This window comes from Streptomyces sp. NBC_00442, assembly GCF_036014195.1.
In the GTDB taxonomy this organism is placed as follows: Bacteria; Actinomycetota; Actinomycetes; order Streptomycetales; family Streptomycetaceae; genus Streptomyces.
The window spans coordinates 1135920-1162472 of sequence record NZ_CP107918.1; the positions used below are offsets into that span (position 1 = coordinate 1135920).

A 26553-nucleotide genomic window follows, 5' to 3' on the forward strand; every position below is an offset into this window, starting at 1 on the left:
GCGGGCGCCCACCAGGTGACCCGTCGCGGCTCAGGGACGCACGAGGAGCTGGAACTCGAAGGAGTAGCGCGAGGCCCGGTAGAGGTGCGAGCCGAACTCGACGGCGCGGCCGGTGTCGTCGAACGTGGTGCGCTCCATGGTGAGCAGCGGCGCTCCGGCGGCCTCGGCCAGCAGGGCGGCCTCCTCGGCGGTGGCGGCCCGCGCCCCCACGGTCTGGCGCGCGCTGTGCAGGGTGATGCCCGCGCCCCGCATCAGGCGGTAGAGGCCGGTGCCCTCCAGGTACGCGGTCTCCAGCGGCAGCAGCCCGGGGGGCAGATGGTTGCGCAGCCGCGCCATGGGCTCGCCGTGCGCGTACCGCAGCCGCTCCACGAGGTGTACGTCGCTGCCCTCGGCCACCCCGAGGGCGGCGGCGACCTCGGCGCCGGCCGGTTCGACGGTGTTGCGCAGCACGGTGGTGGCGGGTTTCTGGCCGGCCGCCTCCAGGTCGTCGTAGAGGCTGCTCAGTTCGAGCGGGCGCTTGACCTGGCTGTGCACGACCTGGGTGCCGACGCCGCGGCGGCGCACCAGGAGCCCCTTGTCGACCAGCGCCTGGATGGCCTGGCGGACGGTGGGCCGGGACAGGCCGAGCCGCTGGGCCAGGTCGATCTCGTTGCCGAGGAGACTGCCGGGCGTGAGGGTGCCCTTTTCGATGGCCGCCTCCAGCTGCTGCGAGAGCTGGAAGTAGAGCGGGACCGGGCTGGTGCGGTCCACGCCGAGCTGGAGCGGGTGGGAGAAGTCCGCCATGGGTCTTGGCTGCTTGGGCACCCGGCGAGCGTAGTGCGCCGGGCATGTTGACGGGAAGTCGTGAAGTCCGGTTGTCAGGACAAAGTCTTGACAGGGCGCCCCGCCGCGGCCACGGTGAGCCCATGCGCATCGCAGTGATCGGGACGGGGCGGATCGGCGCCTTCCACGCGGGCGTTCTCGCCCGTCATCCCCAGGTCGAGGAGGTGGTGGTCGCGGACGCCGACGCGACGCGGGCCGCTTCTGTCGCCGCCCTGACCGGGGCCACCGCGGTGACCACCGTGCCGCAGGCGTTCACCGGCGTCGACGCGGTGGTGATCGCCTCGGCGACCGCCGCGCACGCCGGGCTCGTCGCGACGGCCGCGGGCGCGGGCCTGCCCGCCTTCTGCGAGAAACCGATCGCCCTGGACGTGCCGGGCACGCTGGAGACGCTCCGCGCGGTCGAGACGGCGGGCACCGAGCTCCAGCTGGGCTTCATGCGCCGCTTCGACGCCGGATACGTCCGGGCCCGTGACCTGGTGCGCTCGGGGCGGCTCGGCCGGCTGCACACCGTACGGGCGATGACGTCCGACCCGGCGCCGCCGCCGGCCGCGTATCTGCCGCTGTCCGGCGGGCTCTACCGCGATTGTCTCGTCCATGACTTCGACATCGTGCGCTGGGTGACGGGCCGTGAGGTCGTCGAGGTGTACGCGACGGGCTCGGACGCCGGGCCCGCGATGTTCCGCGCGGCCGGCGACATCGACACCGCGGCCGTCGTCCTCACCCTGGACGACGGCACCCTCGTGAGCGCCACGGCCACCCGCTGCAACGGCGCGGGGTACGACGTACGGCTCGAACTGGCGGGAGAGCGGGACCAGTTCGCGGTGGGCCTGGACGACCGCACTCCGCTGACCTCGGCCGAGCCGCACGGCGCGGACCGCCCCGGCAAGCCGTGGACCGGCTTCCTCGAACGCTTCGGCCCCGCCTACGAGGCGGAGCTGGACGCCTTCGTCCGCCTCGTGCGGGGCGAGGCGGCAAATCCGTGCGACGGCCGGGACGCCCTGCACGCCCTGCGCATCGCCGAGGCGTGCGAGGTGTCGCGCGGAGAGCGGCGGGTGGTGGAGGTCGCGGAGATCCCGGGCGGCTGAGCTACCAGCGCACCGGCAGGCGCTCCGGGCCCCGGATCATCATGCCGGTGCGCCACGCGAGGGCCGCCGGATGGATGTCGAGCGCCAGGTCCGGGCAGCGGTCGAGCAGGGCGCGCACCGCGACGCGCGCTTCGAGACGGGCCAGTGGCGCGCCCAGGCAGTAGTGGATGCCGTGCCCGAAGGCGACGTGGCCGCGGGCGTCGCGACGGATGTCGAACCGGTCCGGTTCCGCGAAGCGCGCCGGGTCTCGGTCGGCGTCGGCGAGCGCCACGAGGACCACTTCGCCGCCGCCGGGGATCAGCGTTCCGGCGATCTCGACGGGGTCCTTGGTGAAGCGGTACGTGGGCGTCTCGACCGGGCCGTCGTAGCGCAGCATCTCCTCCACCGCGTTGTCGATGAGCCCGTCGAAGTCGGCCCGCAGCGCGGCCAGTTGGCCGGGGTGGCCGAGCAGGGCCAGCATGCCGTTGGAGATGAGGTTGACGGTGGTCTCGTGGCCCGCGACCAGGAGCAGCCAGGCCATGCCGAGGAGTTCGTCCTGGGACAGGCGGTCGCCGCCCTCCTCGTCGGCGGTGTGGATCAGCGCGCTGATGAGGTCGTCGCCGGGGCTCGCGCGCTTGTCCTCGAGAAGATGGGTCAGATAGTCGTTGACCGCCTTTGCGGCGGCGAGGCGGTCGTCGAGCAGGGGTGCCGCGAGGGAGGCGTTGGACCACCGGCGGAAGGCGTCCTGGTCGAGCGTGGGGACGCCGATCAGCTCGCAGATGACGGTGATCGGCAGCGGGAAGGCCAGCGCCTCGACGAGGTCGGCGCGGCGGTCGGGGGCGGTCAGCATGGCGTCGACGAAACCGTCGGCCATCTCCCGCACCCGCGGGCCCAGTTCCTCCACGCGGCGCGGCGTGAAGTGGCGGGTCACCAGCCGGCGCAGCCGGGTGTGGGCCGGCGCGTCGGAGCTGAGCATGGTGGGGCCGGAGGAGACCTGGCGCACGCCCGAGCCGGGCGCGGCGTTGCGCCACTCCTTGCTCAGCCGGTCGTCGGCGAGGACGGCGCGCCCGGCCTCGTACCCCACGACGAGCCAGGCGTCGGCTCCTTCGGGCATCCGGATGCGGTGCACGGGGCCCCGGGCCCGCAGCTCGGCGTAGACGGGGTAGGGGTCGCGGGTGAAGTCCTCACCCAGCGCGGCGAGATCGACTACGGCGTCGTGGGTCAACGCGTGCCCCTTCCGGGCGATGGGGTGAACACGGCGGACGATACGGCGCCCCGCGCGGGCCCGCACGGCCTTTGCGCACCCTCCTCGCACCCGAGCGCCAGGGCCGCGGGGCGCGGCTGCCGCGTCGGAGCACCTCGCGCGGCCGGCCGACGGCTGTCCCCCCGTCGGCCGCCCCCTGTCTCCCCGCTGGTCCGCCGGACTTCTACCCTGGTGGGAGCAAGGGAGGCAAGGTGCTGAAGCGTTGGTGGTTCATGGAGCGGCTGCGCCCCACCGTGCCCGAGCAGCGGGGCGGGGAGCTCTCCAAGGAGCGGCAGCAGCTGGTCCTCGACGAGTGGGCCGCGGCCCGTGAGCGGCTCGACCGGCTCGTGTCGGCGCGGGTGGCGGCCGTGGGCGACGTCCTGCGCACGGCCGAACTCCCGCTGAACCGGGACCCGTCGAGCGGTCCGGCCGGCGATCCGGTCGCCGATTCCGACTGCACCTGGGCCTTCGACGCCTATCAGGCCGCGGGCAAGCTCGTCGACGAGGCGGCCGACCTGCCCGACCTCGCGGCGGCCGCGGTCCTCGCCGACCGCGCCCTCGAACGGTTCGCCGCGGCCCACGCCCGCGCCGCCGGGCAGCCCGCCCCCAGGGCCGCACGGCGCTGCTTCTACAACCCGCTGCACGAGGCGGCCGAGGACGCCCACTCCCCCGTACGCAAACAGCACCGGCAGCGGGCCAGGCGGCGCTCCGGGCCGCGCGAGGCGGCGGCGGACCGGCGCCCCGCCTGCCCGTCGTGCCGCCGGGCGATCCTGGCCGGGCAGACGCCGGACGTCCTGCCCGCGCTCGTCCCCGTGAAGCTGTCGCGGCTGCGCACGGCCCGGGTACTCGTGCCGTACTACTCGGTGCCGCAGCAGTGGTCCCTGTGGTCGCTCTGCGTCTGCGGCGCCTACGGCGACGAGTGGCCCTCGCTCGTGCTGCGCGGCGAGCACCGCAAGCGGGCGGCGGCCGCCCGCAAGGCGTGAGTCACCAGCGCACCGGCAGATGCCGCGCGCCGCGGATCAGCATGCCGGGCAGCCATTCCAACTCGTCCGTCCTGACGTCGAGTTGGAGCTCGGGTACACGCTCCAGGAGGGTACGGACGGCGATCCGGCCCTCCATGCGGGCGAGCGGGGCGCCGAGGCAGAAGTGGATGCCGTGGCCGAAGGCGAGGTGGCTCTGCGGGGGGCGGCGGATGTCGAAGCGGTCCGGGTCCTGGTGGCGCAGCGGGTCACGGCCGGCCGACGCGAGGGCGACCAGGACGGGCGCGCCCGCCGGGACGACGACCTCGCCGATCCGGACGGGCTCGCGGGCGAAGCGGTACGTGGCGGTCTCGACGGGGCCGTCGTAGCGCAGCATCTCCTCGACGGCGCCGTCGATCAGTCCGTCGAAGTCGGCCCGCAGGGCGGCGAGTTGGTCCGGGTGGGTGAGCAGGGCGCGTACGCCGTTGGAGATGAGGTTGACGGTCGTCTCGTGGCCCGCGACGAGCAACAGGAACGCCATGCCGATGAGTTCGTCATGGGACAGCTGGTCGCCGTCCTCGTGGCGGGCGCGGATCAAGGCGCTCAGGAGGTCGTCGGCGGGGCCGGAGCAGCGCTTGTCCTCGATCAGCTCGGCCAGGTACTCGCCGATCCTGCCGACGGCGGCGGGCCCCTCGTCGCCGGAGAGCGGCGCGACGGCCTGGTTGGACAGCACGCGGAACGCCTCGCGGTCGAGGTCGGGCACGCCGACGAGCTCGCTGATGACGGTCATGGGCAGCGGGAAGGCGAGCGCGTCGACAAGGTCGGCGGTGCGGCCGGGAGCGGCCAGCATGGCGTCGAGCAGACCGTCGGTGACGGCCTGGACGCGGGGGCGCAGCGCCTCGACGCGGCGCGGGGTGAACTCCCGCGCGACCAGCTTGCGCAGCCGGGTGTGCTGTGGCGGGTCGGTCTCCAGCATGTTGGCGCTGGCGGGCAGTTCGACGTAGCCCGTCTCGGCCAGTGGCCGCCAGTCCTTGGCGAGGCGCGGGTCGGCGAGCGCGGCCCGTGCCGCCTCGTGGCCGACGACCAGCCAGACCTCGTCACCCGCCGGCGTACGCACCGCGTGGACCGGCCCCGCGGCGCGCAGCTTGGCGTACATCGCATAGGGATCGGCGTTGAATTCCTCGGCGTGCTCACTGAGATCGACCACCGTCATGGCCCCGCCCTCCGTTCGGTTGCCGGTCAGCCTACGTCGCCGTCCGGGCCGTCGAGCAGCCCGGCGTCGTGCACCAACAGGGCGATCTGCACACGGTTGTTGAGGCCGAGCTTGGCCAGGACGCGCGACACGTGGGTCTTCACGGTGGGCACGCTCAGATACAGCCGGGCGGAGATCTCGGCGTTCGAGTGGCCGCGGCCGACCGCGACGGCGACCTCCCGTTCGCGTTCCGCGAGCAGCGCCAGGCGTGCGCGGGCGCGGGCGGTCCGGTCGCCGGGAGCGGCCGCCGCGCCGGCCACCTGGGCCATCAGCCGGCGCGTGACGGCGGGCGAGAGCACGGGATCGCCCGCGGCGACGCGTCGTACGGCGGAGACGATCTCGGCGGGCGGCGTGTCCTTGAGGACGAATCCGGCGGCTCCGGCCCGCAGGGCCCGCAGCACCTGTTCGTCGGCGTGGAACGTGGTCAGGACGATGACCTCGGGGGCGTCGGGGCGGGCACGCAGCGTCCCGGTGGCGGTGAGGCCGTCGACGCGGGGCATGCGGATGTCCATGAGTACGACGTCCGGCCGCCGTTCCAGGGCGAGTTGAGCGACCTCGTCGCCGTCGGATGCCTCACCGACGATCTCGATGTCCTCGGCGCCGCCGAGCATGAGCGTGAGGCCCGCGCGGACCAGGGGGTCGTCGTCGACGATGAGCAGGCGGATGGTCATGACGGCCACGGTAGCCAGGCCACGACCGTGAAGGAGCCGTCGGGCCCGGGGCCGTGGTCGAGCCGGCCGCCGGCGAGGGCGGCGCGTTCGGTGAGGCCGATGAGGCCCTGCCCGGATCCGGGCACCGCGGGCACCGGGCCCGGGGGCGCCGGGTTGCGCACCTCGACGGTGAGCCCGTCGCCCGGATGGCCGGTGACCGTGACGGTGACCTCGGCGCCCGGCGCGTGCTTGCGGGCGTTGGTGAGGGCCTCCTGGGCGATGCGGTAGGCGTTGCGCCCCGTGGCGGCGGGCACACCGGAGGCGTCCGGGATCCGGCTGTCGAGCGCCACCTCCATCCCGGCCTCGCGGGATTCGGCGATGAGCGCGCCGAGGGTGGCGAGCGTCGGCTGGGGCCGGTCGTCGGCGCCCTCGCCGGGGCTGCGCAGCACGCCGATGATCTGGCGCAGGTCCTGGAGCGCCTCGTGCGCACTGTCCCGGATGACGCCGGCTGCCCTCGCGACCTCGGCGGGCGGCGCGTCGGGCCGGAATTCGAGGGCGCCGGCGTGCACGGAGAGCAGGGTGAGCCGGTGGGCCAGTACGTCGTGCATCTCGCGGGCGATGGCCTCGCGGGCGAGCCGCTGCGCGTTCTCGGCCCGCAGCACCGCCTCGGCCTCGGCACGGGCGGCGCGTTCGCGCAGCGCCACGACGAGCTGGCGCCGGGAGCGTACGAGCATGCCCCACCCGGTGACCAGCAGGACGAGGACCGTGCCCACGACGGCGTTGGTGAGCAGGCTGGTCGTGGGGTCCGGGCGCAGGACGGGCTGCAGCACCGAACTGATCACGGCGGCGCCGCTCACCGCGAGCACGACGGGCTTGAACGGCCGGTGCACGGCGAGGCTGAACAGGGCGACCAGGAACGCGCCGGACGCGACCGGCGCGACCAGCGACACCACGACGAGACCCGCCGCGAGCGCCACCGGCCGGCGGCGCCGCAGCCATACCGCGCAGCAGGCGGCGGCCCCCACCAGCTGGTCCAGCAGGAGCGTGGTGCCGGAGTAGCCGGGCGTCCTGTCGAGCGTGTCGGCGGTGAGCATGCCGATCAGGACGGCGGCGGCGAAGACGCAGAGGTCGACGGCCCAGTCGCGTACGGTGCGCCGCGGCCTCGCCCGGTCGCCGGGCAGCTCGGGGTCGGCCACCGCCGAGGGCAGCAGCCAGTGGAACTCCGGTCCAGCACGTGTCATGTCGACAAAGTTACGCAGCTCGGCGGCCCGCCGGCGCGGCACGGGCGCGGCGCGCTACCAAAGTCGCGGGACCGAAGACTTTGGACGGGGCGGTGGCGTTCCGGTGGCCGGCGCGGCGGACCGCGGGCGGCCGGAGCGACGGCCCGGCGGCGCACGCGGCGGCCCGGCACCTCACTCGACGGCCCGGCGCCTCACACGCGACGCGTGCCGCGGCTCACGCGACGGCCCGCCGGCCCCAGCTGGTGCCCGCGAGGACCAGGGCGGCGCCCAACAGCCCGAGTGCGCCGAGCCGTTCGCCGCCGAGCGCGATACCGGCGGCCGCGGCCCACAGCGGTTCGGTGCCGAGGAGGAGGCTGACGCGGGAGGGCGAGGTGCGGCGCACGGCCCACATCTGCACGAAGAACGCGAAGAGCGTGCACAGCACGGACAGGAAGAGCAGGCCGGCCCACTGACCGGCACCGAATCCGGCGGCCACCGTCCAGGGCGCGGGGCCCGTGCCGGGGGCAGCGGCGAGAACAGCGAACACCGCGACCGCACCGCCCAGTTGGACGGTGGTCAAGGAGAGCGCGTCGGCGCCCTGCACCGACTTGACGCGGGCCATCAGCAGGACGTGCGCGGTACGGGCCAGGGCGGCCAGCAGCATCAGGAGGTCGCCCGCCGACGGCGCGGTGAAGCCACCGCCCTGGGTGAGCAGGACCACGCCGGTCACCGAGAGGGCCGCGGCGGCGAGGAAGGCGCGGGGCGGAGCGACCCGGGTGACGGCGGCCTCGGCGAGCGGGGTGAAGATCATGGTGAGGCTGATGATGAGCCCGGCGTTGGTCGCCGAGGTGTGGACGACGCCGTACGTCTCCAGGAGGAAGATCCCGCTCAGGACGAGACCGAGCAGGCCCGCGCCGCGCCACTGGGCCCGGGTCAGGGCCCGCAGGCCGCGCCGTCCGGCCACCGCGAGGACGGGCACGACGAGCGCGAACCGGAGCACCAGGACGGCGGTCACCGTGCGGGGGGTGGTGATGTCCTTGGCCGCGAGGTAGCTGGCGCCCCACACGACGGCCACGAGAAGGACCGGCAGGTCGGTGAGCCAGGCGCGGCGCGGGGCGAGCCCCGCGGAGGGTACGGCGATCGACGTCACGGGCGCGGTCTCCAGAGGAGTGTGCGGTGTGGAGACGTCGGCGGCTCGCACGGGGACGATCACCGTACCGGTGGGCGTGCGCCCCGGGAAGAGCCGTCCCCCTCACCGGGGAGGCGTCACCCCGCGTGCGTGGAGAAGAGGCCGCCGGTGGGTCCCTGCTTGTCGCCGCCCTGCGCCTTCTTGAGGGCGTTGGCCAGGCCCTCGATGGTGAGCGACTGGAGGATGACCCGGCCGTTGCCCTCCAGGGTGGCGAGCGAGAGACCCTCGCCGCCGAACACCGCGTTCATCAGGCCCTGTCGGTTGAGGCCGCCGATGCGCTGGACGCCGTACTGGATGCCCTCCTCGAAGGCGACGATGCAGCCGGTGTCGACCTCGATGCGGCCGCCGAAGTCGGCGGGGTTGAGGTCGATGAAGTTGCCCGCGCCGCAGATGATGACGGTTCCGGTGCCGGTGAACTTCTCCAGGATGAAGCCCTCGCCGCCGGCCATGCCGGTGCGGCCGCCCTGGAAGGCGATGCCGAACTCGACGGTGGACTCGGCGGCCACGAAGGCGTCCTTCTCGGCGAACCAGGCGCGGCCGCCGGTGAGTTCGAGGGCGCGCATCTCGCCGGGCAGCACGCCCGCGAAGCCGACGGTGCCCTCGCCGGTGGACGTGAAGTACTGGAAGGCGAGCGACTCCCCGGCCAGTGCGCGCTGGCCGGCCTGCATGGCGGTGCCCATCGCCTGGCGCAGCATGCCGCCCATGCCCCCGCCGGCCGCGGCGGCACCGCCCCGGGCGGGCCCGGAGAGGCGGGTCTCCATGGACACGTTGGCGGTCTTGAAGAGGAACTTCCCTGCCTCGCAGTAGACGGTCTGGCCGGGGGCGAGGTTCACGACGGCCATCTGCATGGCGTTGCCGACGATCTCTTGCTGAAGGGTCACGGCCGGTCTCCTGACGCGTGCGGGGTGGTGTCCGGTGGGCTCAACGTACGACACGGAGTGTCGGGTTCCGGTACCTGCGTCTCGGTGTCCGAAGGCCGCCAGCGCCGCGATCCCCCGACGGCTTTGCTTGAACTCACAACCAACCGGGATCCGGAAGTCCAGGAAAGAACCCACGAAGAGGAACGACGCCATGAACTCGCTCAACGGCAAGAAGGCCCTGGTCACCGGCGGCAGCAGGGGCATCGGGGCCGCCATCGCGCTGCGGCTCGCCCAGGAGGGCGCCGACGTCGCCGTCACCTACCTGCACGGGGAGGAAGCGGCCCGAGAGGTCGTCGCGAAGATCGAGGCCACGGGCCGGCGCGGGGTCGCATTGCGCGCGGACCTGGGGGACGCGAGCGCCGCGAAGGCCTCGGTCGAGCAGGCCGCCGAGGCCTTCGGCGGCCTGGACATCCTGGTCAACAACGCGGGCGTGGGCGTCCTCGCGCCGCTCGACCAGCTCACCCCTGCAGATGTGGAGCGGGTGCTCGCGGTCAACGTGCGCGGCGTCTTCCTCGCCTCCCAGGCGGCGGCCGTACGCCTGCCGCGCGGCGGGCGGATCATCACGATCGGCTCGTGCATGACCCAGCGGGTGCCCGGCCCCGGCGGCACCCTGTACGCGCTGAGCAAGTCGGCGCTCATCGGCCTGACGAAGGCGCTGGCGCGGGAGCTGGGAGGCCGCGGGATCAATGCGACCCTCGTCCACCCGGGCCCCATCGACACCGACATGAACCCGGCGGACGGGCCGTACGCGGCGGGCCAGAGCGCGATGACCGCGGTCGGGAGGTTCGGGACGGCCGACGAGGTCGCGTCGATGGCGGCGTACCTGGCGAGTGACGGCGCGGCGTACGTCACGGGCGCCGAGTTCGCGGTGGACGGCGGCCACGCGGCCTGACGCCCCGCCCCGGGGCCCTGCCCCGGAACCCTCCGGTTCACCGTCGAGTGCGGACCGCGCGTGGCCGATCGCGCAGTTCCCCGCGCCCCTCAACCACTCGGCCCGGCCCGCATGGGCCCCCGGAGGGTCTCGGGAAGGGCGGGGTGGGAGCACGGACAACGCGAGGCACCCCGGTGCTGTCGGGTCGGGGTGCCTCGCGTCGGAGGGCGGGTGTCGTGCCGCCCTGCTCAAGGGGAACGGGTGAGCTCGTCCCAGCTCGCCCGGTCCGTGAGGAAGGACCGCTCAGCCGCCCAGTTCCTGGTGGCGGGCGGTCAGGCGGGCCGAGCCCTCGGCCGTCAGGGAGCCGAAGAGGCGAAGGCGCGAGATGCCGCCGTCGGGGAAGATGTCGACCCGGACGTGGGTGCCCACGGCCGGGGCGTCCAGGACGAAGCGGTGGTTGGTGTCGGGCTGCAGGCGCGTGCGCGGCAGCGCCTCGACCCACTCGCCCGACTCCCCGTCGCGCACCGAAAGCGCCGCCCAGCCGGCGGAGTTGCCCTTCAGGTACGCCGTGTCGATCTCGACCGCGCGTATCTCGGACTGAGCCGCCAGCTGGTAGCGGATCCAGTCGTTGCCCTTGTCGCGCCGGCGCCGGGTCTCCCAGCCGTCGTCCATCTTGCGCGAACGGCCCGGCTGGATGGTGTTGGTGGCGGGCGAGTAGAAGCGGTCGGAGGCGTCCTCGACCTGGCCGCCGTTCTCCAGGGCCGCGAGGTCGAAGGTGCCGAGCGTGGCGAGCCAGCGCGGGTCGGGGGCGACCTCGCCGTAGACGCGGAGGCGGGCCACGCCGCCGTCGGGGTGCTGGTTGAGGCGCAGGTGCGTGAAGCGCTGCTCGACGTCCACCGCGAAGCCGTTGGCCGCGTGCCCGCCAACTGCCGTACGGGGTACGAGAGTTGTCCACTTCACATCGGGGGCGAGCAGGTCCTCGGGCGACGGGGAGCCCGGCAGCGAGGCGCCCTCGACCGAGACGGCCTGCGGGTAGTTGCCGCGGAAGTGGGCGGTGTCGACGACGATGCCGCGCACCACACCGGGCGCGCCCAGACGGATGAGCGCCCAGTCGTGGTCCTCGTCGGTGGGGTGCGGCTGGTCGGCCGAGACGCCGCGGCGCCGCCGGGTCTCCCAGCCGTCCATGATCTTGCCCTTGTGGCCGAAGTGCTCGGGGTCGAACTCGGCGGCCTCGGGCTTGAGCAGGTTCTCGCGCTCGGCGAAGAACTCGTCGTTGGCGGCGATCACGCCCGCGCCGAGGCGCCGGTCGGCGAGGTCGGCGTACTGGGTGAAGGAGAAGTCGGCGGAGCGGTAGTCCGCGTAGGGGTCGCCGCCGCCGAAGGGGCTGGCGTCACCGGTGAAGGAAGGCAGGGTGCTCACGGTGTCAGTTGTTCCTTTCGAGCAGGCGGCCGGTGGGCTCGGAGATGACGCCGTCGTGCTGGATGCGCTCGCCGCGCAGCCAGGTCGACTTGACGACACCGTGCAGCGTCTTGCCCGCGTAGGCGGTGACGCGGTTGCGGTGCTGGAGTTCGGCCGGGTCCACGGTGAAGGTCTCGTCGGGGGCGAGCACCGCGAAGTCGGCGTCGCGGCCGGCTTCGATGGCGCCCTTCTGGGTGAGCCCGACCAGGTTCGCGGTCGCGGTCGACATCCAGCGGACCACGTCCTCCAGGGTGTGGCCGCGCTTGCGGGCCTCGGTCCAGATGGCGGGGAGGCTGAGCTGAAGGCCGGAGATGCCGCCCCAGGCGGTGGCGAAGTCGTCGGTCTTCAGGTCGGCGGTGGACGGCGAGTGGTCGGTGACGACACAGTCGATGGTGCCGTCGGCCAGCGCCTCCCACAGCAGGTCGCGGTTGGCGTCCTCGCGGATCGGCGGGCAGCACTTGAACTCGCTCGCCCCGTCCGGGACTTCCTCGGCGGTCAGGGTGAGGTAGTGCGGGCAGGTCTCCACGGTGAGCCGGACTCCCTCGCGCTTGGCGGCGGCGATCAGCGGCAGCGCGTCGGCGGAGGACAGGTGCAGCACGTGGACGCGAGCGCCGATCCGCTTCGCGGCGGCGATCAGGCCCTCGATCGCGGCGTTCTCCGAGACCTTGGGCCGGGTGGCGAGGTAGTCGGCGTACTTGGGGCCGGTCAGGTGCGGGGCCGCGTCGAGCTCGTGCGGGTCCTCGGCGTGGATGATCATCAGGCCGTCGAACCCGGCGATCTCGGCGAGCGAGCGCTCCAGCTGCTCCTGGTCGAGCTCGGGGAACTCCTCGACGCCGGACGGCGAGAGGAACGCCTTGAAGCCGAAGACGCCGGCCTCGTGCAGGGGCGCGAGGTCCTTGACGTTGTCGGGCAGCGCGCCGCCCCAGAACCCGGTGTCGATGTGCGCCTTGCTCGCCGCGACCTCCCGCTTGATCCGCAGGTTCTCGACCGTGGTGGTCGGCGGCAGGGAGTTGAGCGGCATGTCGACGATCGTGGTGATGCCGCCGGCGGCGGCCGCGCGGGTGGCCGTCCAGAAGCCCTCCCACTCGGTGCGGCCGGGGTCGTTCACGTGCACGTGGGTGTCGACGATGCCGGGCAGCAGCACGTCGTCCCCGAAGTCCTCCACACGGGCACCCGCGGGAACCTCGGCCTCGTACGGCAGTACGGCAGCGATCTTCCCCTCGGCGACGGCGACCGTCGCCGGGCGCGTCCCCTCGGGGGTGATGACGCGCGTCGAGCGCAGTACCAGGTTGACGTCGGACACCCGAGCCCCTCGCTTCTTGTCGGCGGAGTTGCGACCCGTACGGCGGAGATGTTTCCGCGTACCGGAATTCAACGATCTGTTGAAGGAGTCTGCGCGCTGGCCGACGAAACCGTCAAGAGCGGCCACCGCGTGACGGCCGACACGGGTATGACTCTTGGAGGTTTCCACAGAATGGAATTAAGATTTCACCAAGCAGAATGTAGATACCGCCACGGGGCGCCGTCGATGAACGGACAAACCCGCTCTGACCGGCAAGGACACCTGCCCTGTCCAGGGTAGGCCGGACAACCGCCCGATAGTCTGCTCCTTCGCCTGCCAGCACCGAAAGGAACGCGCCGTGCCGACGTCAAGCGCCAGCACCACCGACGCCTCCAAGGCCCCCGCCGCCAGCGGAGGAGTCCAGTCTCTCGAGCGCGCCTTCGATCTTCTTGAGCGGATGGCCGATGCCGGGGGCGAGGTCGGCCTCAGCGAGCTCTCCGCGAGCAGCGGCCTGCCCCTTCCGACCATCCACCGTCTGATGCGTACGCTCGTGGCCTGCGGCTACGTCCGCCAGCAGGCCAACCGGCGCTACGCGCTCGGCCCGCGCCTGATCCGGCTCGGCGAATCGGCCTCCCGGCTGCTCGGCACCTGGGCGCGGCCCTATCTGACCCGGCTCGTCGAGGAGACGGGCGAGACCGCGAACATGGCGCTGCTCGACGGCGACGAGATCGTGTACGTGGCGCAGGTGCCCTCCAAGCATTCCATGCGGATGTTCACCGAGGTCGGCCGCCGGGTGCTTCCGCACTCCACGGGCGTGGGCAAGGCGCTGCTCGCGTACACCGCGCCGGAGGAGGTCCGCGCGCTGCTCGCCCGTACCGGCATGCCGGCCGCGACGGAAAAGACGATCACCACGGCGGACGGTTTCCTCGACGCCCTGGAGCAGGTCAGGCGCGCCGGGTACGCGGTCGACGACAACGAGCAGGAGATAGGGGTCCGCTGCCTCGCGGTGTCGGTGCCCAACTCCCCGACCGCGGCGGCCATTTCGATCTCGGGCCCGGCCGGTCGTGTCACCGAGGCGGCCACCGACCGGATCGTGCCGATTCTCCAGGGCATCGCCGAGGAGCTCTCGACGGCGCTGGCGAACACGGGCGCCCAGACCTGAGCCGGCCACCAGACCTGAGCCGGCCCCCGGGCAGCGCCCGGGTCGACCGCGCGAAAACCCCGGAGGTGTACGACACCGCCGGGGTTTCGCGCGTCAGGGGCCGGTCCGCGCCGCGGTCAGCCCGCCGCCGTGTGCGCCGCGCCGAGCCGCCCGTCGGCCATGGTCACCACGCTGTCCATGCGTTCCAGATGGGTGCGGTCGTGGGTGACCAGGACGGTGGCGGTGCCGCGGTCGCGGGCGAGGGTGAGCAGGAGGTCGAGTATCGCGGCGCCCCGCTCGTGGTCGAGGGCGCTGGTGGGCTCGTCGACCAGGAGTACGGCGGGCTCGTTCATCAGGGCGCGGGCAATGTTGATGCGCTGGCGCTGACCGCCGGAGAGCTGGTGGGGGCGGCGGTGGGCCTGCCCGTCGAGTCCGACGGAGGCCAGCAGCTCCAGGGCGCGGGCGCGCGCGTCGCGCGGGCGGCGGCCCGAGAGGTGGGCCATCACCTGGAGCTGTTCGGCGGCGGTGAGCGCGGGCAGCAGATGGGGCTGCTGGAAGACGATGCCGATGGAGGTACGGCGCAGCGCCGCCTTGTCGGCGGGGCTGAGCGCCGCGGTGTCGGTGCCGTCCACCACCACTCGTCCGCTGTCCGGCGTGACGAGGGTCGCCGCGACGGCGAGCAGGCTGGACTTGCCCGACCCCGACGGCCCCGCGCAGGCCGTCACCGTGCCCGCCGCGACGGACAGGCAGACGCCGTCGAGCGCGGTGAGGCGGCCTTCGCCGTCCGGGTAGGTCAGGGTGACACCGTCGAGGACGAGGGGCGGGGTGGCGGCCGGGTCCATCCGGTTCAGCCGGCCCATCGGGTTCATCGGGTCGATCGGGTTCATCGGGTTCATCGGCTTCATCGGGCACTCCCGAGCGCGGTCAGCGGGTCGACGGCGGTGATGCGCCGGATGGACAGGGCGGCGCCGATCACGCCGAGGACGATCAGCACGGCGGCCGGGCCGAGCGTGGTGGCCGGGTCGAGCACGAAGGGAACGGCGCCACCGACGAGGGAACCGGCGAGCGCGGCGAGCCCGGCGCCCAGGAGCGTGCCCGCCGTCAGCATCACGACCGCCTGGCCGAGCGCGTCCTTCAGGAGGTAGCGCGTCGAGGCGCCGAGCGCCTTCAGGACGGCGATGTCGCCGCTGCGCTGGATCGTCCACACGGTGAAGAACGCGCCGACGACCAGCGCCGAGATGACGAAGAGGAAGCCGCGCATCAGCTGGAGGGAGCCGTTCTCGGCCTGGTAGGAGGGGAGCGCCGCGAGCGCGTCGGACAGCGTCAGGCTCGTGGTGCCGAGCGCCTTGTCGGTGGCGGCCGGATCGGCGCCGCCGTCCAGGGTGAGCGCGACGACGGTCGCGGGGGCGTCGTCCGGGAGCGCGGTCCACACCACCGGGGTGTGGCTGTAGGAGTCGTCGCCCGCGACCGCCGCCACGCTCAGGGCCCGGCCGCCCAGGGCGACGGTGTCGCCCGCCTGCGCGTCGAGGTCGTCGGCGGCGGGACGGGACAGGACGACGGACCCCTCGCGCACGGCGGCCGGGGCCAGGTCCGAACCGGGCGGCACCGCGAACGAGGACACCGCGGCGGTGCGCCCGCCCGCCGTGGCGTTCAGGGTGGAAACGGCGAGCGGCTGCGCCTCGCGCACCCCGGGCGCCTGTTGCCACTTGCGCCAAGTGCCGCTTGGTACAACGGAGTTGGTGAAGGACGCCGACTGCCCGGACGGCGGCGCGGCGAAGGCGAGCCGGTCGGCGGGCAGGGCGCTGACGGCCGAGGTGTTGTCCCGCGCCAGCCCGGCGGTCAGCCCGGAAAGCAGCCCCACCAGCAGGGTGATGAGCACCACGACGGCACCCATCAGCGCGAACCGGCCCTTGGCGAACCGGAGGTCTCTCCATGCGACGAACATGGGCTCAACCCTGGTGGCCGCGGCCCCGCCGCCGCATCGCACGCGGGCATGCTCCGCGGCATCGAAGGATGCATCCGCACATCAAACTTTCGGTTGACCGGCGCCGCCCCACCGGCCCCGTACGCTGGACGGACCATGGATTCCGCCCGCCCCCACACCCCCGTCACCGCCCTGCTGCGCCTGTGTCTGCACCTGCTGCTCGCCGGGCTGCTCGCGCTCGCCGCGGTGCGGGCCACCGGCCACGGCGCGGCGCACACGCGGGCGGTGGTGGGGGCGGTGGCCCTGATGGGCGCCGTGTACGCGGTGGGGGTCGCCCTGCCCGCGGTGCGGCCCAGAACCACGGCGGCCGCGGTGTGGCTCGGGGCGCTCGGCGCGGCCTGGCTCGCGCTGCTCGTCGTCTCCCCCGACGCCTTGTGGGCCGCCTTCCCGCTCTACTTCCTGCTGCTCCACCTGCTGGCGCTTCGCTGGGCGCTGCCCGCCGTGCTCGCGGCGGCGGGCGCGGCCATCGCGGGATTCCTGCTGCACGGCCAGCAGGTCACCCCGGGCGCCTTCATAGGGCCACTGATCGGGGCGGCCGTCGCCGTCGCCACCGTGCTCGGGTACGACGCGCTGTACCGCGAGAGCGAGCGGCGCCGCGAGCTCATCGACGAGCTGGTGGCGACGCGGGCCGAGCTCGCCGAGGCCGAGCGCACCGCCGGCACCCTGGCCGAGCGCGAGCGCCTGGCCCGCGAGATCCACGACACGCTCGCCCAGGGCCTGTCCTCGATCCAGCTGCTGCTGCGCGCCGCCGAGCGTGCGCTGCCGGCGGGCGATCCGGCCCGCGACCATGTCGAGCAGGCCCGCCGCGCGGCCCAGGACAACCTGGCGGAGGCCCGCCGCTTCGTGCGGGCGCTCACCCCGCCCGACCTGGAACAGGGCTCGCTGTCCGGCGCGCTGGAGCGGCTGTGCGCCGGGGCGCGGGGGCCGGCCGTGCAGTTCGGTGTGAGCGGCACCCCGGTGGCGCTGCCGACCCCGTACGAGGTGGCCCTGCTGCGCATCGCGCAGTCGGCGCTCGCCAACACGGTGCAGCACGCCGGCGCGGGCCGGGCCGAGATCACCCTCAGCTTCATGGACACCTCGGTCGCCCTGGACGTCGTCGACGACGGGCGGGGGTTCGATCCGGACGTACGGCGGCCCAAGGAGACGGGCGGCTTCGGGCTTCCCGCGATGCGCTCGCGCGCCCGGTCGCTCGGCGGCACCCTGAGCGTGGAGTCGGCGCCGGGCCAGGGCACGGCCGTCGCGATCACCCTGCCGCTGCCCGTGGCGGGTGCCCGGTGAGCGCGGCCCCCATCCGGCTGCTGCTCGCCGACGACCATCCCATCGTGCGGGCCGGGCTGCGCGCGGTCCTCGACACCGAGCCGGGCCTCGCGGTGACCGGGGAGGCCGCGACCGCCGAGCGCGCGGTGGAGCTGGCCGCCTCCGGCGCGTACGACGTCGTCCTGATGGACCTCCAGTTCGGGGCCGGGATGCACGGCGCCGAGGCGACCGCGAAGATCATGGGGCGGCCGGGCGCCCCGCGTGTCCTGGTCCTCACCACGTACGACACGGACGCGGACATCCTCGCGGCGGTGGAGGCGGGGGCCGCCGGCTATCTGCTCAAGGACGCCCCGCCCGAGGAGCTCGCGGCTGCGGTACGCACCGCCGCCTCGGGCCAGTCGGCGCTCGCCCCGGCCGTGGCGCACCGGCTCATGGACCGGATGCGGACGCCCGCCGAGGCGCTGACGCGGCGCGAGCTGGAGGTGCTCCAGCTCGTCGGCGACGGTCTCTCCAACCAGCAGATCAGCAAGCAGCTGTTCCTGAGCCAGGCCACCGTCAAGTCCCATCTCGTCCATATCTACGCCAAGTTGGGGGTGGACTCGCGCACATCGGCGGTCGCCGCCGCGAGCGCGCGCCGTCTGATCCGCCAACCGGGCTGAACGCTTCCGGTGCTTCGGCCACCGCCCGCGCGGGCGGGTCCTCGGCGCTCGCCGTGCGTCATGCTGCTGGCATGGTCCCGGAGTGAACCGGACAGCATGGAGGCTCTCGTGCCCCAGACCTGCCGCCAGTACTGGTGGAACCTTCAAGGGCGGTGCAGGCTCAACTTCAACTGGGCCGCCATCAACCACGACTCAACGGTCGTGGTGACCGCGTCGGAGTACAGCGTGGACGGCAACGACCCCCGGCACAGCCCGCGCTTCACCGGCGCCGCGACCATCACGGTCGAGAACATCAGCCCGCACGCACCGCCCTACGACCCCAACCACGGCGTCACCTTCGTCGTCAACGTCGACTGGGGCGCGCCCCTGCACATCGTCACCGACATCACGGTCCTGGACGGGCCTCCGGTCGACATCGAGTACCAGAGCGGCTGAGGGGGCCCGATGCCACGCACCGTGCGCCAGTACTGGCACGGCCTGAGCGGCCGTACCGTGCTGAACTTCAACTGGAACGAGATCGACCACGACTCGACGGTCTGGGTCACCGTGTCCGAGTATTCGGTGAACGCCGCCGACGTCGAGCACAGCCCGCGCTTCGTGGGCGACGCCACCGTCCGGGTCGGCAACATCAGTCCGCACTCGCCGCCCTACGACCCCAACCACGGGGTCACCTTCGTCGTGAATGTCGACTGGGGTTCGCCCCTGAACATCGTCACCGACATCACGGTCCTGGACGCCAAACCGAACTACCGCCTCTGGGACTACCAGCGGCTCGCCTTCACCATGCAGGCGCAGACCCAGAGCAACTGGTGCTGGGCGGCGGTCGCGACCAGCGTCGCCCTCTACTACGACGCGGCGAGCACCTGGACGCAGTGCGCGGTCGCCAACTCCCAGACCGGGCAGACCCATTGCTGTACGCCGGCCGGCGCGTCCGGCAGCGCCTGCAACAGCCAGCAGCCGCTGGACAACCCGCTGCGCATCGTGGGGCATCTGAACCGGACGGTGGCCAACCGGGTCGACTTCACGGAGGTGGAGAGCGAGATCAAGGCGGGGCGGCCGCTGTGCATCCGTATCGGCTGGGCGGCGGGCGGCGGCCACTTCTGCACCGCGATCGGTGTGGACGCCCCGGCCGACCGGGCGATCGTCGCCGTGGACGACCCGATCTACGGCAAGTCCGACCAGGTGTACGACACCCTCGCCACCAGCTACCAGGGCAGCGGGACCTGGACGCACAGCTACTACACGAGGGGCTAGGACCGACCATGGCACTCCAGTCACCACCGCCCCCCGGCCAGTCGCGCGAGGCGGCCGAGTCCGGCCTCCGCCTCCTTGCGGGCCTCGGCCGGGTCCGCACCGAAACCCTGCTCCCGGCCGCGCCGGACGACCTGCGCCTCGCGGACCCGGTGCAGATGTACACGCTCGCGCCCGGCGAACCGCTGGCCGCCGCACGGCCCGTGGCGTGGCGCTATCTGGTCCGGCACGGCGACGATCCGGTGGCGCTCGCCGAGACGGTGCGGGACGCGTCGGGCGAGCACGTCTTCAGCCAGCTCAACTACGGGCCGTTCGTGGCCGGTACGGCGGCCGCGCTCGATGCGGCGGGCGGGGCGGGTGGTGACGCGGAGGTACGGCTGCTGCACATGCCGGCCGTGCACCTGATCGCGGTGTGGCTGCACGGGGATGCCGCCGACACCCTCGTCCCGGCGGCGCCGGCCCCCTCCGGCATCGAGGCGGCGCGCCCCTACCCCGCGGCCCAACTCCTCACGACTGCCTCCGAACTCGCCCCTCCTCCCCTCCCCCCCACCGACTCCCGAGGAGGCGCGTAACGGGCTCCGCCCCGGTCCCCGCACCGTGCCCCCCAAGGCCTTGAGGACCAGGGGGGACCCCCACGACAGGCTGAGGTCGCCTCTACCGAACCCCTCCAGGGGCGCGGGGAACCGCGCGCCCAGCCACGCACGGTCCGCACCCGCAAGCGGGCTTCAGGGGCGCGGGGAACTGCGCGACCAGCCACGCACGGCCCGCGGGCGAAAGCGGGTTTTCAGCGGCGCGGGGAACCGCGCAAGCAGCCACGAGAACGAAACCCCCCGCGGCAGCTCCTCCCGCCGCCGCTGCACCTCCCGCTCCCACCGGTCCGTGACCACCCCACCGTGCTCCACGACACCGCGCCCCATGACACCTCAACCCCTCTCACCCCTCGGCCGGGCCGATGCCCCGCCCTGTCCAGGCCAATGCGCCGACAGAACAAGAGCCTGTAGCCTGATTGGCCTGGAAGGCATGGCCAATTCAGGGAGGTTGGTATGGCAGGCATGCCAGTGGTCCGGTCCGTGGACACCGTCAGCAGCGCCGCCCGCACGCTCGGCAGCCGCCAGCTCGCCGGACAGGTCACCGCCCTGACGGGCCCGCACCCCGGCTACCGCGCCCTCGCCCAGGCCGTCCGCACCCTGCTGCTCGACGGCCGCATCCCGCTGCACACCCGGCTGCCGGCCGAGCGTGAGCTGGCCACCACCCTCGCGGTCAGCCGGGCCACCGTCACCGCCGCGTACGACTTGCTGCGCGAGGGCGGCTACGCCCTGAGCCGGCGCGGCTCGGGCACGTGGACGGAGCTCCCCGAGGGCGCGGCCCCGGCCAATGTGGCCCGCTACCAGGCACCCGACGGCGTCATCGATCTCGCGATGGCCGCGCCGAGCGCTCCGGCCGCCGAGCTCGCCGCCGCCTTCGAACGGGCCGGGGCGGAGCTCGCCTGCCACGCCGCCGGCAACGGCTACCACCCGCTCGGCCTGACGGAGCTGCGCGCCGCCGTCGCCGAGCGCTACACCCGGCGCGGTCTGCCCACCCTGCCGGAGCAGATCCTGATCACCACCGGCGCCCAGTCCGCCGTGTCCCTGGTGGTGAACCTCCTCGGCCGCCCCGGTGACCGGGCCCTGGTCGAGAGCCCGTCCTACCCCAACGCCCTGGACGCGGTGCGGCACGCCGGGCTGCGGCTCGCCCCCGTACCGGTGACCGAGGACGGCTGGGACATCGAGCTCCTGGAGTGCACGCTGCGCCAGACCGCGCCGCGGCTCGCCTACCTCATCCCCGACTTCCAGAACCCGACCGGCGCCCTGATGAGCCCCGAGCAGCGCACCCGGCTGCTGCGTGCGGCCCGCGCGACCGGCACCTGGCTGCTCATCGACGAGACCATGGCCGAGATGGCCCTCGACGGGCCGGCCCCCGCGCCGTTCGTGTCCCTGGCCCATCAGGGAGAGTCGGAGCAGCTCGTCACGGTCGGCTCGCTCAGCAAGACCCACTGGGGCGGCCTGCGCATCGGCTGGGTCCGCGCGGGTTCACGGCTCGTCAACGAGCTGGCCGCGCTGCGCCTCCACGTGGATCTCGCGCCCTCGCTCGTCGACCAGGTGCTGGCCAAGACGCTGCTGCCCGGCATGGACGACATCCTGGCCAAGCGGCTGCCGCGGCTGCGTGCGCGGCGTGACGCACTGGCCGGTTCGCTCGGCCGCCACCTGCCGGAATGGCGCTGGCAGACGCCGACCGGCGGGCTGAGTCTCTGGGTCGACCTCGGTCGCCCGATCGCGGGAGCCCTGGCCCAGGCGGCGCTCGGCCACGGCGTGAACCTTCAGCCGGGCTCCCGCTTCGCCGCCGACCCCGGCACGCACGAGCACCGGCTGCGCCTCCCGTTCGTCCACGAACCGGACGTCATGGAGGAAGCGGTGCGCCGGCTCGCCGCGACCCTCGACGCGGGGCTGCCCGCCGTCACCGGAGAGCAGAACCGCCCGCGCTGGGTGGCGTGAACCCCCCCTTTCCCACCACATGAACTACCCTTTCCCACAAGGGGAGTTCAGCCCCGACAACATGCCTCACGACCCCGCCCCGCCTCCGCACCGACCCCGGCCGCGCTCACGGGCGAAGCGGCGGCTCGCCGAACAACTCCACCGCCTTGCGTACGTCCGTGACGGCGCCGGCCAGCGCACTGACCGAGCCGATCGACCCCGCGATCAGCAGCAGCGAGCGCCGCAGTCGCGGCACCTCGGGCACGCCGCTGATGGCCATCGCGTCCAGCGCCGCGAGCTCGTCCTCGGCGACGGCCCGGTCCGGGAACTCCGCCGGATGGCCGGCCAGCTGCCGGCGCAGCCGGGACACGGCCGCCCGCAACTCGCTCACTCTGGGGTCCTCGCCACTGCCGGTCACGGCCCTCTGCTCCACGCCTCGCAACAAAAGTCCTCCCCCACGCACGTCCTTGTGCAGGTGTTCAGAGCCCGTACAGCGAAGGTCAACTGCCGGGATGCGCGGGTCAGTTAACGCCATCGGTGTGTCGTGCGCCACTACGGGGACGGAATTCGACAGAAGCGGCAGGTATATGTGGGGCCATGACACAACCAACGACAAATGGCGCACAGGTCACGGCAGTGCTGCTCGCGGCCGGCGGCGGGCGCCGCCTCGGTGGCCGGCCCAAGGCGCTGCTGACGCACCACGGCCGCCCACTTGTCGAGAACGCCGTGCGGGCCCTGCGCGAGGGAGGCTGTCGCACGGTGTACGTAGTGCTCGGCGCCGCCGCCGAGGAGGTACGGGCCCGCGCCGACCTGACGGGGTGCGTCCTGGTCGACAATCCCGGCTGGCCCGACGGCATGGGCTCCTCGCTGCGCGCGGGCCTCGAGGCGCTGGCCGCGACGGGCGACGGGACCGGCACCGACGGCGTCGGGGCGCGGGCCGCTCTGGTGAGCCTGGTCGATCAGCCGGGCATCGGCGCGGCGGCCGTCGCACGGGTGCTGGCCGCCCACCGTTCGGGCGATTCGCTGGCGGCGGCTTCGTACGACGGAAAGCGCGGCCATCCGGTGCTGTTCGGGGCCCGCAGATGGGCGGAGATCGCGGCGTCCGCGACGGGCGACCGGGGCGCCCGTGCGTACCTGAAGGCCCATGAGTGCGAGATCACTCTCGTCGAGTGCGGGGACGTGGCCGAGCCGTACGACATCGATACCGAGGCGGATCTCGGCCGTCTCCAGTAGACCTGGAGTACACAGGGAGAGACGGGAAAGGCGACCGAAGACACGGAGTGAACGGGGTGGCACCCAGCGCCATGGTCTGTCGACCCGGAGAATCTCGACATCAACAAACCATTGAACTTCCACCATGAGGAAACTAGTATCCACTGTTCAGAAGCGCCCGTCAGATCAGCCGGCGCCCACAGTCGTATCTCGGAGCCCTGGCACTGAGTGCCATTTCATGGCGACCCGGCGGCCGTCAGGGCACCGCCCGCGAAGGAGTGACAGCTCATGTCCGCACCAGCGCCGTCCCCGCTGGCCATCGTCGATGCCGAGCCCCTGCCCCGGCAGGAAGAGGTACTCACCGACGCGGCCCTCGCCTTCGTGGCCGAGCTGCACCGGAACTTCACGGCCCGCCGTGACGAGCTCCTCACCCGCCGCCAGGACCGCCGGGCCGAGATCGCCCGCACCTCCACGCTGGACTTCCGTCCCGAGACGGCCGAGATCCGTGCCGGCGACTGGAAGGTCGCGCCGGCCCCGGCCGCGCTGAACGACCGCCGCGTGGAGATCACCGGTCCGACCGACCGCAAGATGACCATCAACGCCCTGAACTCGGGCGCCAAGGTCTGGCTCGCCGACTTCGAGGACGCCTCCGCCCCCACGTGGGAGAACGTCGTCCTTGGCCAGCTCAACCTGATCGACGCCTACGAGCGTCGCATCGACTTCACCGACGCCAAGTCGGGCAAGTCCTACGCCCTCAAGCACGCCGACCAGCTCGCCACCGTCGTCATGCGGCCCCGCGGCTGGCACCTGGAGGAGCGCCACCTCCAGTTCGACGGCCGCCCGGTGCCGGGCGCGCTCGTGGACTTCGGCCTGTACTTCTTCCACAACGCGCAGCGCCTGATCGACCTCGGCAAGGGCCCGTACTTCTACCTCCCGAAGACGGAGTCGTACCTGGAGGCCCGCCTCTGGAACGACATCTTCGTCTTCGCGCAGGACTACGTGGGCATCCCCCAGGGCAGCGTGCGCGCCACCGTCCTGATCGAGACGATCACGGCCGCGTACGAGATGGAAGAGATCCTCTTCGAGCTCAAGGACCACGCGGCCGGCCTGAACGCGGGCCGCTGGGACTACCTGTTCTCCATCGTGAAGAACTTCCGGGACGGCGGCGAGAAGTTCGTCCTGCCGGACCGCAACGCGGTGACGATGACCGCCCCGTTCATGCGGGCGTACACCGAACTCCTGGTCCGCACCTGCCACAAGCGCGGCGCGCACGCCATCGGCGGCATGGCCGCGTTCATCCCCTCGCGCCGTGACGCCGAGGTGAACAAGGTCGCCTTCGAGAAGGTCAAGGCCGACAAGGACCGCGAGGCCGGCGACGGCTTCGACGGTTCGTGGGTGGCCCACCCCGACCTGGTGCCGATCGCGATGGCCTCCTTCGACGCGGTGCTCGGCGACAGGCCGAACCAGAAGGACCGGCTGCGCGAGGACGTCTCGGTGGCGCCCGGCGACCTGATCGCCATCGACTCCCTGGACGCCAAGCCCACCTATCAGGGCCTGGTCAGCGCGGTACAGGTCGGCACCCGCTACATCGAGGCGTGGCTGCGCGGCCTCGGCGCGGTCGCCATCTTCAACCTGATGGAGGACGCGGCCACCGCCGAGATCTCCCGCTCGCAGATCTGGCAGTGGATCAACGCCGGTGTCGTCTTCGAGGACGGCCAGAAGGCCACGGCCGACCTCGCCCGCAAGGTGGCGGCCGAGGAACTCGCCGCGATCCGCGCGGAGATCGGCGAGGAGGCCTTCGCGGCCGGCAAGTGGCAGCAGGCCCACGACCTCCTCCTGAAGGTCTCCCTCGACGCCGACTACGCCGACTTCCTCACCCTCCCGGCGTACGACCAACTGGTCGGCTGATCACGGCAGTTGCTCCATGGCTCCGCCCCCGGTACCGCACAGCACCGGGGGCGGAGCCATGGTCACGTGAAGGCCGCGCCCGCCGCCACGAACGCACAGATCAGCACGAACAGGATGCCGAGCAGCGGGGCCACGAAGCGCAGGTACTTGTTGTAGCCGACCTTCGCCAGGGCCACGCCGCCGATGGTGACGGCGGTCGTCGGGACCCACAGGTTCATCCAGCCGCTCGCCGCCTGCCAGGCCGTGACCACCACCGCGCGCGACACGCCCGCGAAGTCGGCGAGCGGCGCGAGGATCGGCATCGCGAGCGTGGCGTGGCCCGAGGTCGAAGGGATCAGGAAGGCCAGCGGCAGGTTCACGACGAAGACGATCACGGCGAACAGGGCGGACGGGGCGCCCCGCACCACACCCTCGATCGAGTGCAGAACCGTGTCCGTGATCTGTGAGTTGTTCATGATCACCGTGACGCCGCGGGCGAGCACGATGACGAGCGCCGGGGAGATGAAGTCGGCCGCGCCCTGGATGATCGTCGCGCTCAGTCCCGCTTCGCCGAGCCGGGCCGCGACGCCCACCAGGACCGCCGCCACCAGGAACAGGGCCGCCAACTGCGGGAAGGACCAGCCCAGTTCCCAGGTGTAGGGGGTGGCGTCCGCCCTGCCCGTGAGGGCGCTCGACCACGGCACCACCGAGAAGATCATGAAGGCGAAGACGAGAACGAGGAGCGCGAGGACCAGTCGGTGGGTGCGGGTCAGTTCGGGCGGCCCGGCCGCCTCGCCCGTCTCCGTGTGCTCGCGGTCCCCCGGCAGGAATCCGGTCAGGGACGCCGACGGGTCCCGCTGGACGCGCCGCCCGTAGCGGACCACGTACAGGATCGACACGGCCGTCAGGACCAGCCACATCACGAAGCGCAGCACGATGCCGTCGCCCAGGGAGATCCCGGCGGCGGAGGAGGCGACGCCCGTCGCGAAGGGGTTGACCGTCGAGCACAGCACACCGATGCCGGCGCCGACGATGATCGTGCCCGTCGCGACCAGGCGGTCGTAGCCGAGCGCCAGCATCAGCGGCACGATCAGGCCGTAGAAGCCCAGGGTCTCCTCGGCGAAGCCCTCGACGGTGCCGAGGACCGAGAAGACCGTCATCACGCCCGCGATCAGCAGGGCGCCGCGCTCGCGCAGGCGGTGGGCGAGGAGGCCGATGCCCCGGTCGAGCGCGCCGGTCGCGAACACCACCGTGATGAACGCGCCGATGGCGAGCACGAAGAGGAACACCCCGGCGCTGCCGTACAGTTCGCCGGTCAGGGTGGGACCGACTCGGCCGGACTTGGCGTCCTGGATGCCGTAGAGGCCGTTGACCGGGGACAGGAAGAGATCGTTCAGGCGGTCGACGAAGCTCTGCCCGCTGTCGACCCGGTGGTACGTGCCCTCCACGGGCGCCCCGTCGGCCTTGCGGTCGTACGCGCCCGACGGGACGACGAACGCCAGGATCCACACGGCCACCGTGACGATCGCGAGGATCGTCAGCGCGCTCGGGAAGCGCGGCCCCGCGCTCCCGGCCGTCTCCGGCTCCTCGGAGGGCGGCTCGGACGGCGGCTCGGGAGGCGGCAGTTGGGGCGGCTGACCCGCACCGGTCTCCGCGGGCGGCGGCGCCGTCATGCCCGGCTCCGCCGCTCGACGCGCACGGCGCCGGCGCCCCGCGGGCCGT

General features: G+C 73.1%; 25 protein-coding genes. 12 read left to right on the forward strand and 13 right to left on the reverse strand.

Annotated elements, in window-relative coordinates:
* Positions 1–30: 30 nt before the first annotated feature.
* The gene (locus tag OG432_RS05180) at positions 31–783 is read right to left on the reverse strand and encodes a GntR family transcriptional regulator (RefSeq protein ID WP_328315002.1); all 753 of its coding nucleotides are present in this window, start codon (positions 781–783) and stop codon (positions 31–33) included.
* Between the two features lie 122 nt (positions 784–905).
* On the opposite strand from OG432_RS05180, the gene OG432_RS05185 reads away from it, so the two are divergent.
* A complete protein-coding gene (locus tag OG432_RS05185; protein ID WP_328308185.1) occupies positions 906–1907 on the forward strand; it encodes a Gfo/Idh/MocA family protein in 1002 nt (333 codons plus the stop codon).
* A 1-nt stretch (position 1908) separates the two neighbouring features.
* Here OG432_RS05185 and OG432_RS05190 read toward each other — a convergent pair whose 3' ends face one another.
* Entirely contained in the window at positions 1909–3111 is a 1203-nt protein-coding gene (locus tag OG432_RS05190) for a cytochrome P450 family protein (protein ID WP_328308187.1), read from the reverse strand.
* Between the two features lie 230 nt (positions 3112–3341).
* Here OG432_RS05190 and OG432_RS05195 point away from each other — a divergent pair, with 230 nt between their 5' ends.
* Positions 3342–4112, forward strand: a complete 771-nt coding sequence (locus OG432_RS05195) for a hypothetical protein (RefSeq protein WP_328308189.1) — start codon at positions 3342–3344, stop codon at positions 4110–4112.
* A 1-nt stretch (position 4113) separates the two neighbouring features.
* Here OG432_RS05195 and OG432_RS05200 read toward each other — a convergent pair whose 3' ends face one another.
* The 5 genes from OG432_RS05200 to OG432_RS05220 all read right to left on the reverse strand — a co-directional run bounded on the left by OG432_RS05200 (position 4114) and on the right by OG432_RS05220 (position 9280).
* Complete coding sequence (locus OG432_RS05200) at positions 4114–5301, reverse strand: cytochrome P450 family protein (protein ID WP_328308191.1); 1188 nt, start codon at positions 5299–5301, stop codon at positions 4114–4116.
* Positions 5302–5327: 26 nt separating this feature from the next.
* Entirely contained in the window at positions 5328–6011 is a 684-nt protein-coding gene (locus OG432_RS05205; RefSeq protein WP_328308193.1) for a response regulator transcription factor, read from the reverse strand.
* A complete protein-coding gene (locus OG432_RS05210; protein WP_328308195.1) occupies positions 6008–7231 on the reverse strand; it encodes a sensor histidine kinase in 1224 nt (407 codons plus the stop codon). The genes OG432_RS05205 and OG432_RS05210 overlap by 4 nt, the downstream gene beginning before the upstream one ends.
* A gap of 214 nt (positions 7232–7445) precedes the next feature.
* On the reverse strand, positions 7446–8360 hold the full coding sequence (locus OG432_RS05215; RefSeq protein WP_328315003.1) for a DMT family transporter: 915 nt from the start codon (positions 8358–8360) through the stop codon (positions 7446–7448).
* Between the two features lie 116 nt (positions 8361–8476).
* Complete coding sequence (locus OG432_RS05220; RefSeq protein WP_328308196.1) at positions 8477–9280, reverse strand: AIM24 family protein; 804 nt, start codon at positions 9278–9280, stop codon at positions 8477–8479.
* A 190-nt stretch (positions 9281–9470) separates the two neighbouring features.
* On the opposite strand from OG432_RS05220, the gene OG432_RS05225 reads away from it, so the two are divergent.
* On the forward strand, positions 9471–10211 hold the full coding sequence (locus tag OG432_RS05225; protein WP_328308198.1) for a 3-oxoacyl-ACP reductase family protein: 741 nt from the start codon (positions 9471–9473) through the stop codon (positions 10209–10211).
* A gap of 282 nt (positions 10212–10493) precedes the next feature.
* Here the strand turns inward: OG432_RS05225 and alc are convergent, their stop codons facing one another.
* Both alc and allB read right to left on the reverse strand, forming a co-directional pair.
* Positions 10494–11609: an allantoicase gene (alc, locus tag OG432_RS05230; protein WP_328308200.1), complete on the reverse strand. Its 1116-nt coding sequence runs from the start codon at positions 11607–11609 to the stop codon at positions 10494–10496.
* A gap of 4 nt (positions 11610–11613) precedes the next feature.
* Positions 11614–12951 (reverse strand): allantoinase AllB, encoded by a 1338-nt coding sequence (allB, locus tag OG432_RS05235; RefSeq protein WP_328308202.1) that lies wholly within the window; start codon positions 12949–12951, stop codon positions 11614–11616.
* Between the two features lie 337 nt (positions 12952–13288).
* On the opposite strand from allB, the gene OG432_RS05240 reads away from it, so the two are divergent.
* Complete coding sequence (locus OG432_RS05240; protein WP_328308204.1) at positions 13289–14092, forward strand: IclR family transcriptional regulator; 804 nt, start codon at positions 13289–13291, stop codon at positions 14090–14092.
* Positions 14093–14208: 116 nt separating this feature from the next.
* Here the strand turns inward: OG432_RS05240 and OG432_RS05245 are convergent, their stop codons facing one another.
* Positions 14209–14913 (reverse strand): ABC transporter ATP-binding protein, encoded by a 705-nt coding sequence (locus tag OG432_RS05245; RefSeq protein ID WP_328315004.1) that lies wholly within the window; start codon positions 14911–14913, stop codon positions 14209–14211.
* A 59-nt stretch (positions 14914–14972) separates the two neighbouring features.
* Complete coding sequence (locus tag OG432_RS05250) at positions 14973–16016, reverse strand: ABC transporter permease (RefSeq protein WP_328308206.1); 1044 nt, start codon at positions 16014–16016, stop codon at positions 14973–14975.
* Positions 16017–16151: 135 nt separating this feature from the next.
* Between OG432_RS05250 and OG432_RS05255 the strand changes: the two genes are divergently transcribed.
* The 6 genes from OG432_RS05255 to yczR all read left to right on the forward strand — a co-directional run bounded on the left by OG432_RS05255 (position 16152) and on the right by yczR (position 21753).
* Positions 16152–17333, forward strand: coding sequence for a sensor histidine kinase (locus tag OG432_RS05255; protein ID WP_328308208.1), 1182 nt, complete (start codon positions 16152–16154; stop codon positions 17331–17333).
* A complete protein-coding gene (locus OG432_RS05260; RefSeq protein ID WP_328308210.1) occupies positions 17330–17971 on the forward strand; it encodes a response regulator transcription factor in 642 nt (213 codons plus the stop codon). Before OG432_RS05255 ends, OG432_RS05260 begins: the two co-directional genes overlap by 4 nt.
* Positions 17972–18079: 108 nt before the next feature.
* Complete coding sequence (locus OG432_RS05265) at positions 18080–18406, forward strand: hypothetical protein (protein WP_328308212.1); 327 nt, start codon at positions 18080–18082, stop codon at positions 18404–18406.
* Between the two features lie 9 nt (positions 18407–18415).
* Positions 18416–19225, forward strand: coding sequence for a papain-like cysteine protease family protein (locus OG432_RS05270; protein ID WP_328308214.1), 810 nt, complete (start codon positions 18416–18418; stop codon positions 19223–19225).
* A gap of 8 nt (positions 19226–19233) precedes the next feature.
* On the forward strand, positions 19234–19794 hold the full coding sequence (locus OG432_RS05275; protein WP_328308216.1) for a hypothetical protein: 561 nt from the start codon (positions 19234–19236) through the stop codon (positions 19792–19794).
* 471 nt (positions 19795–20265) lie between these two features.
* Positions 20266–21753 (forward strand): MocR-like transcription factor YczR, encoded by a 1488-nt coding sequence (gene yczR / locus OG432_RS05280; protein WP_328308218.1) that lies wholly within the window; start codon positions 20266–20268, stop codon positions 21751–21753.
* A 106-nt stretch (positions 21754–21859) separates the two neighbouring features.
* Here the strand turns inward: yczR and OG432_RS05285 are convergent, their stop codons facing one another.
* On the reverse strand, positions 21860–22177 hold the full coding sequence (locus OG432_RS05285) for a DUF5955 family protein (protein WP_443058341.1): 318 nt from the start codon (positions 22175–22177) through the stop codon (positions 21860–21862).
* Between the two features lie 152 nt (positions 22178–22329).
* Here OG432_RS05285 and OG432_RS05290 point away from each other — a divergent pair, with 152 nt between their 5' ends.
* Together OG432_RS05290 and aceB are read left to right on the forward strand one after the other, a co-directional pair.
* On the forward strand, positions 22330–22965 hold the full coding sequence (locus OG432_RS05290; RefSeq protein WP_328308222.1) for a nucleotidyltransferase family protein: 636 nt from the start codon (positions 22330–22332) through the stop codon (positions 22963–22965).
* A gap of 267 nt (positions 22966–23232) precedes the next feature.
* Complete coding sequence (gene aceB / locus OG432_RS05295) at positions 23233–24852, forward strand: malate synthase A (protein ID WP_328308224.1); 1620 nt, start codon at positions 23233–23235, stop codon at positions 24850–24852.
* Positions 24853–24914: 62 nt separating this feature from the next.
* On the opposite strand, the gene OG432_RS05300 is transcribed toward aceB, so the two are convergent.
* Positions 24915–26504, reverse strand: coding sequence for a YfcC family protein (locus OG432_RS05300; protein WP_328308226.1), 1590 nt, complete (start codon positions 26502–26504; stop codon positions 24915–24917).
* Between the last annotated feature and the right edge of the window lie 49 nt (positions 26505–26553).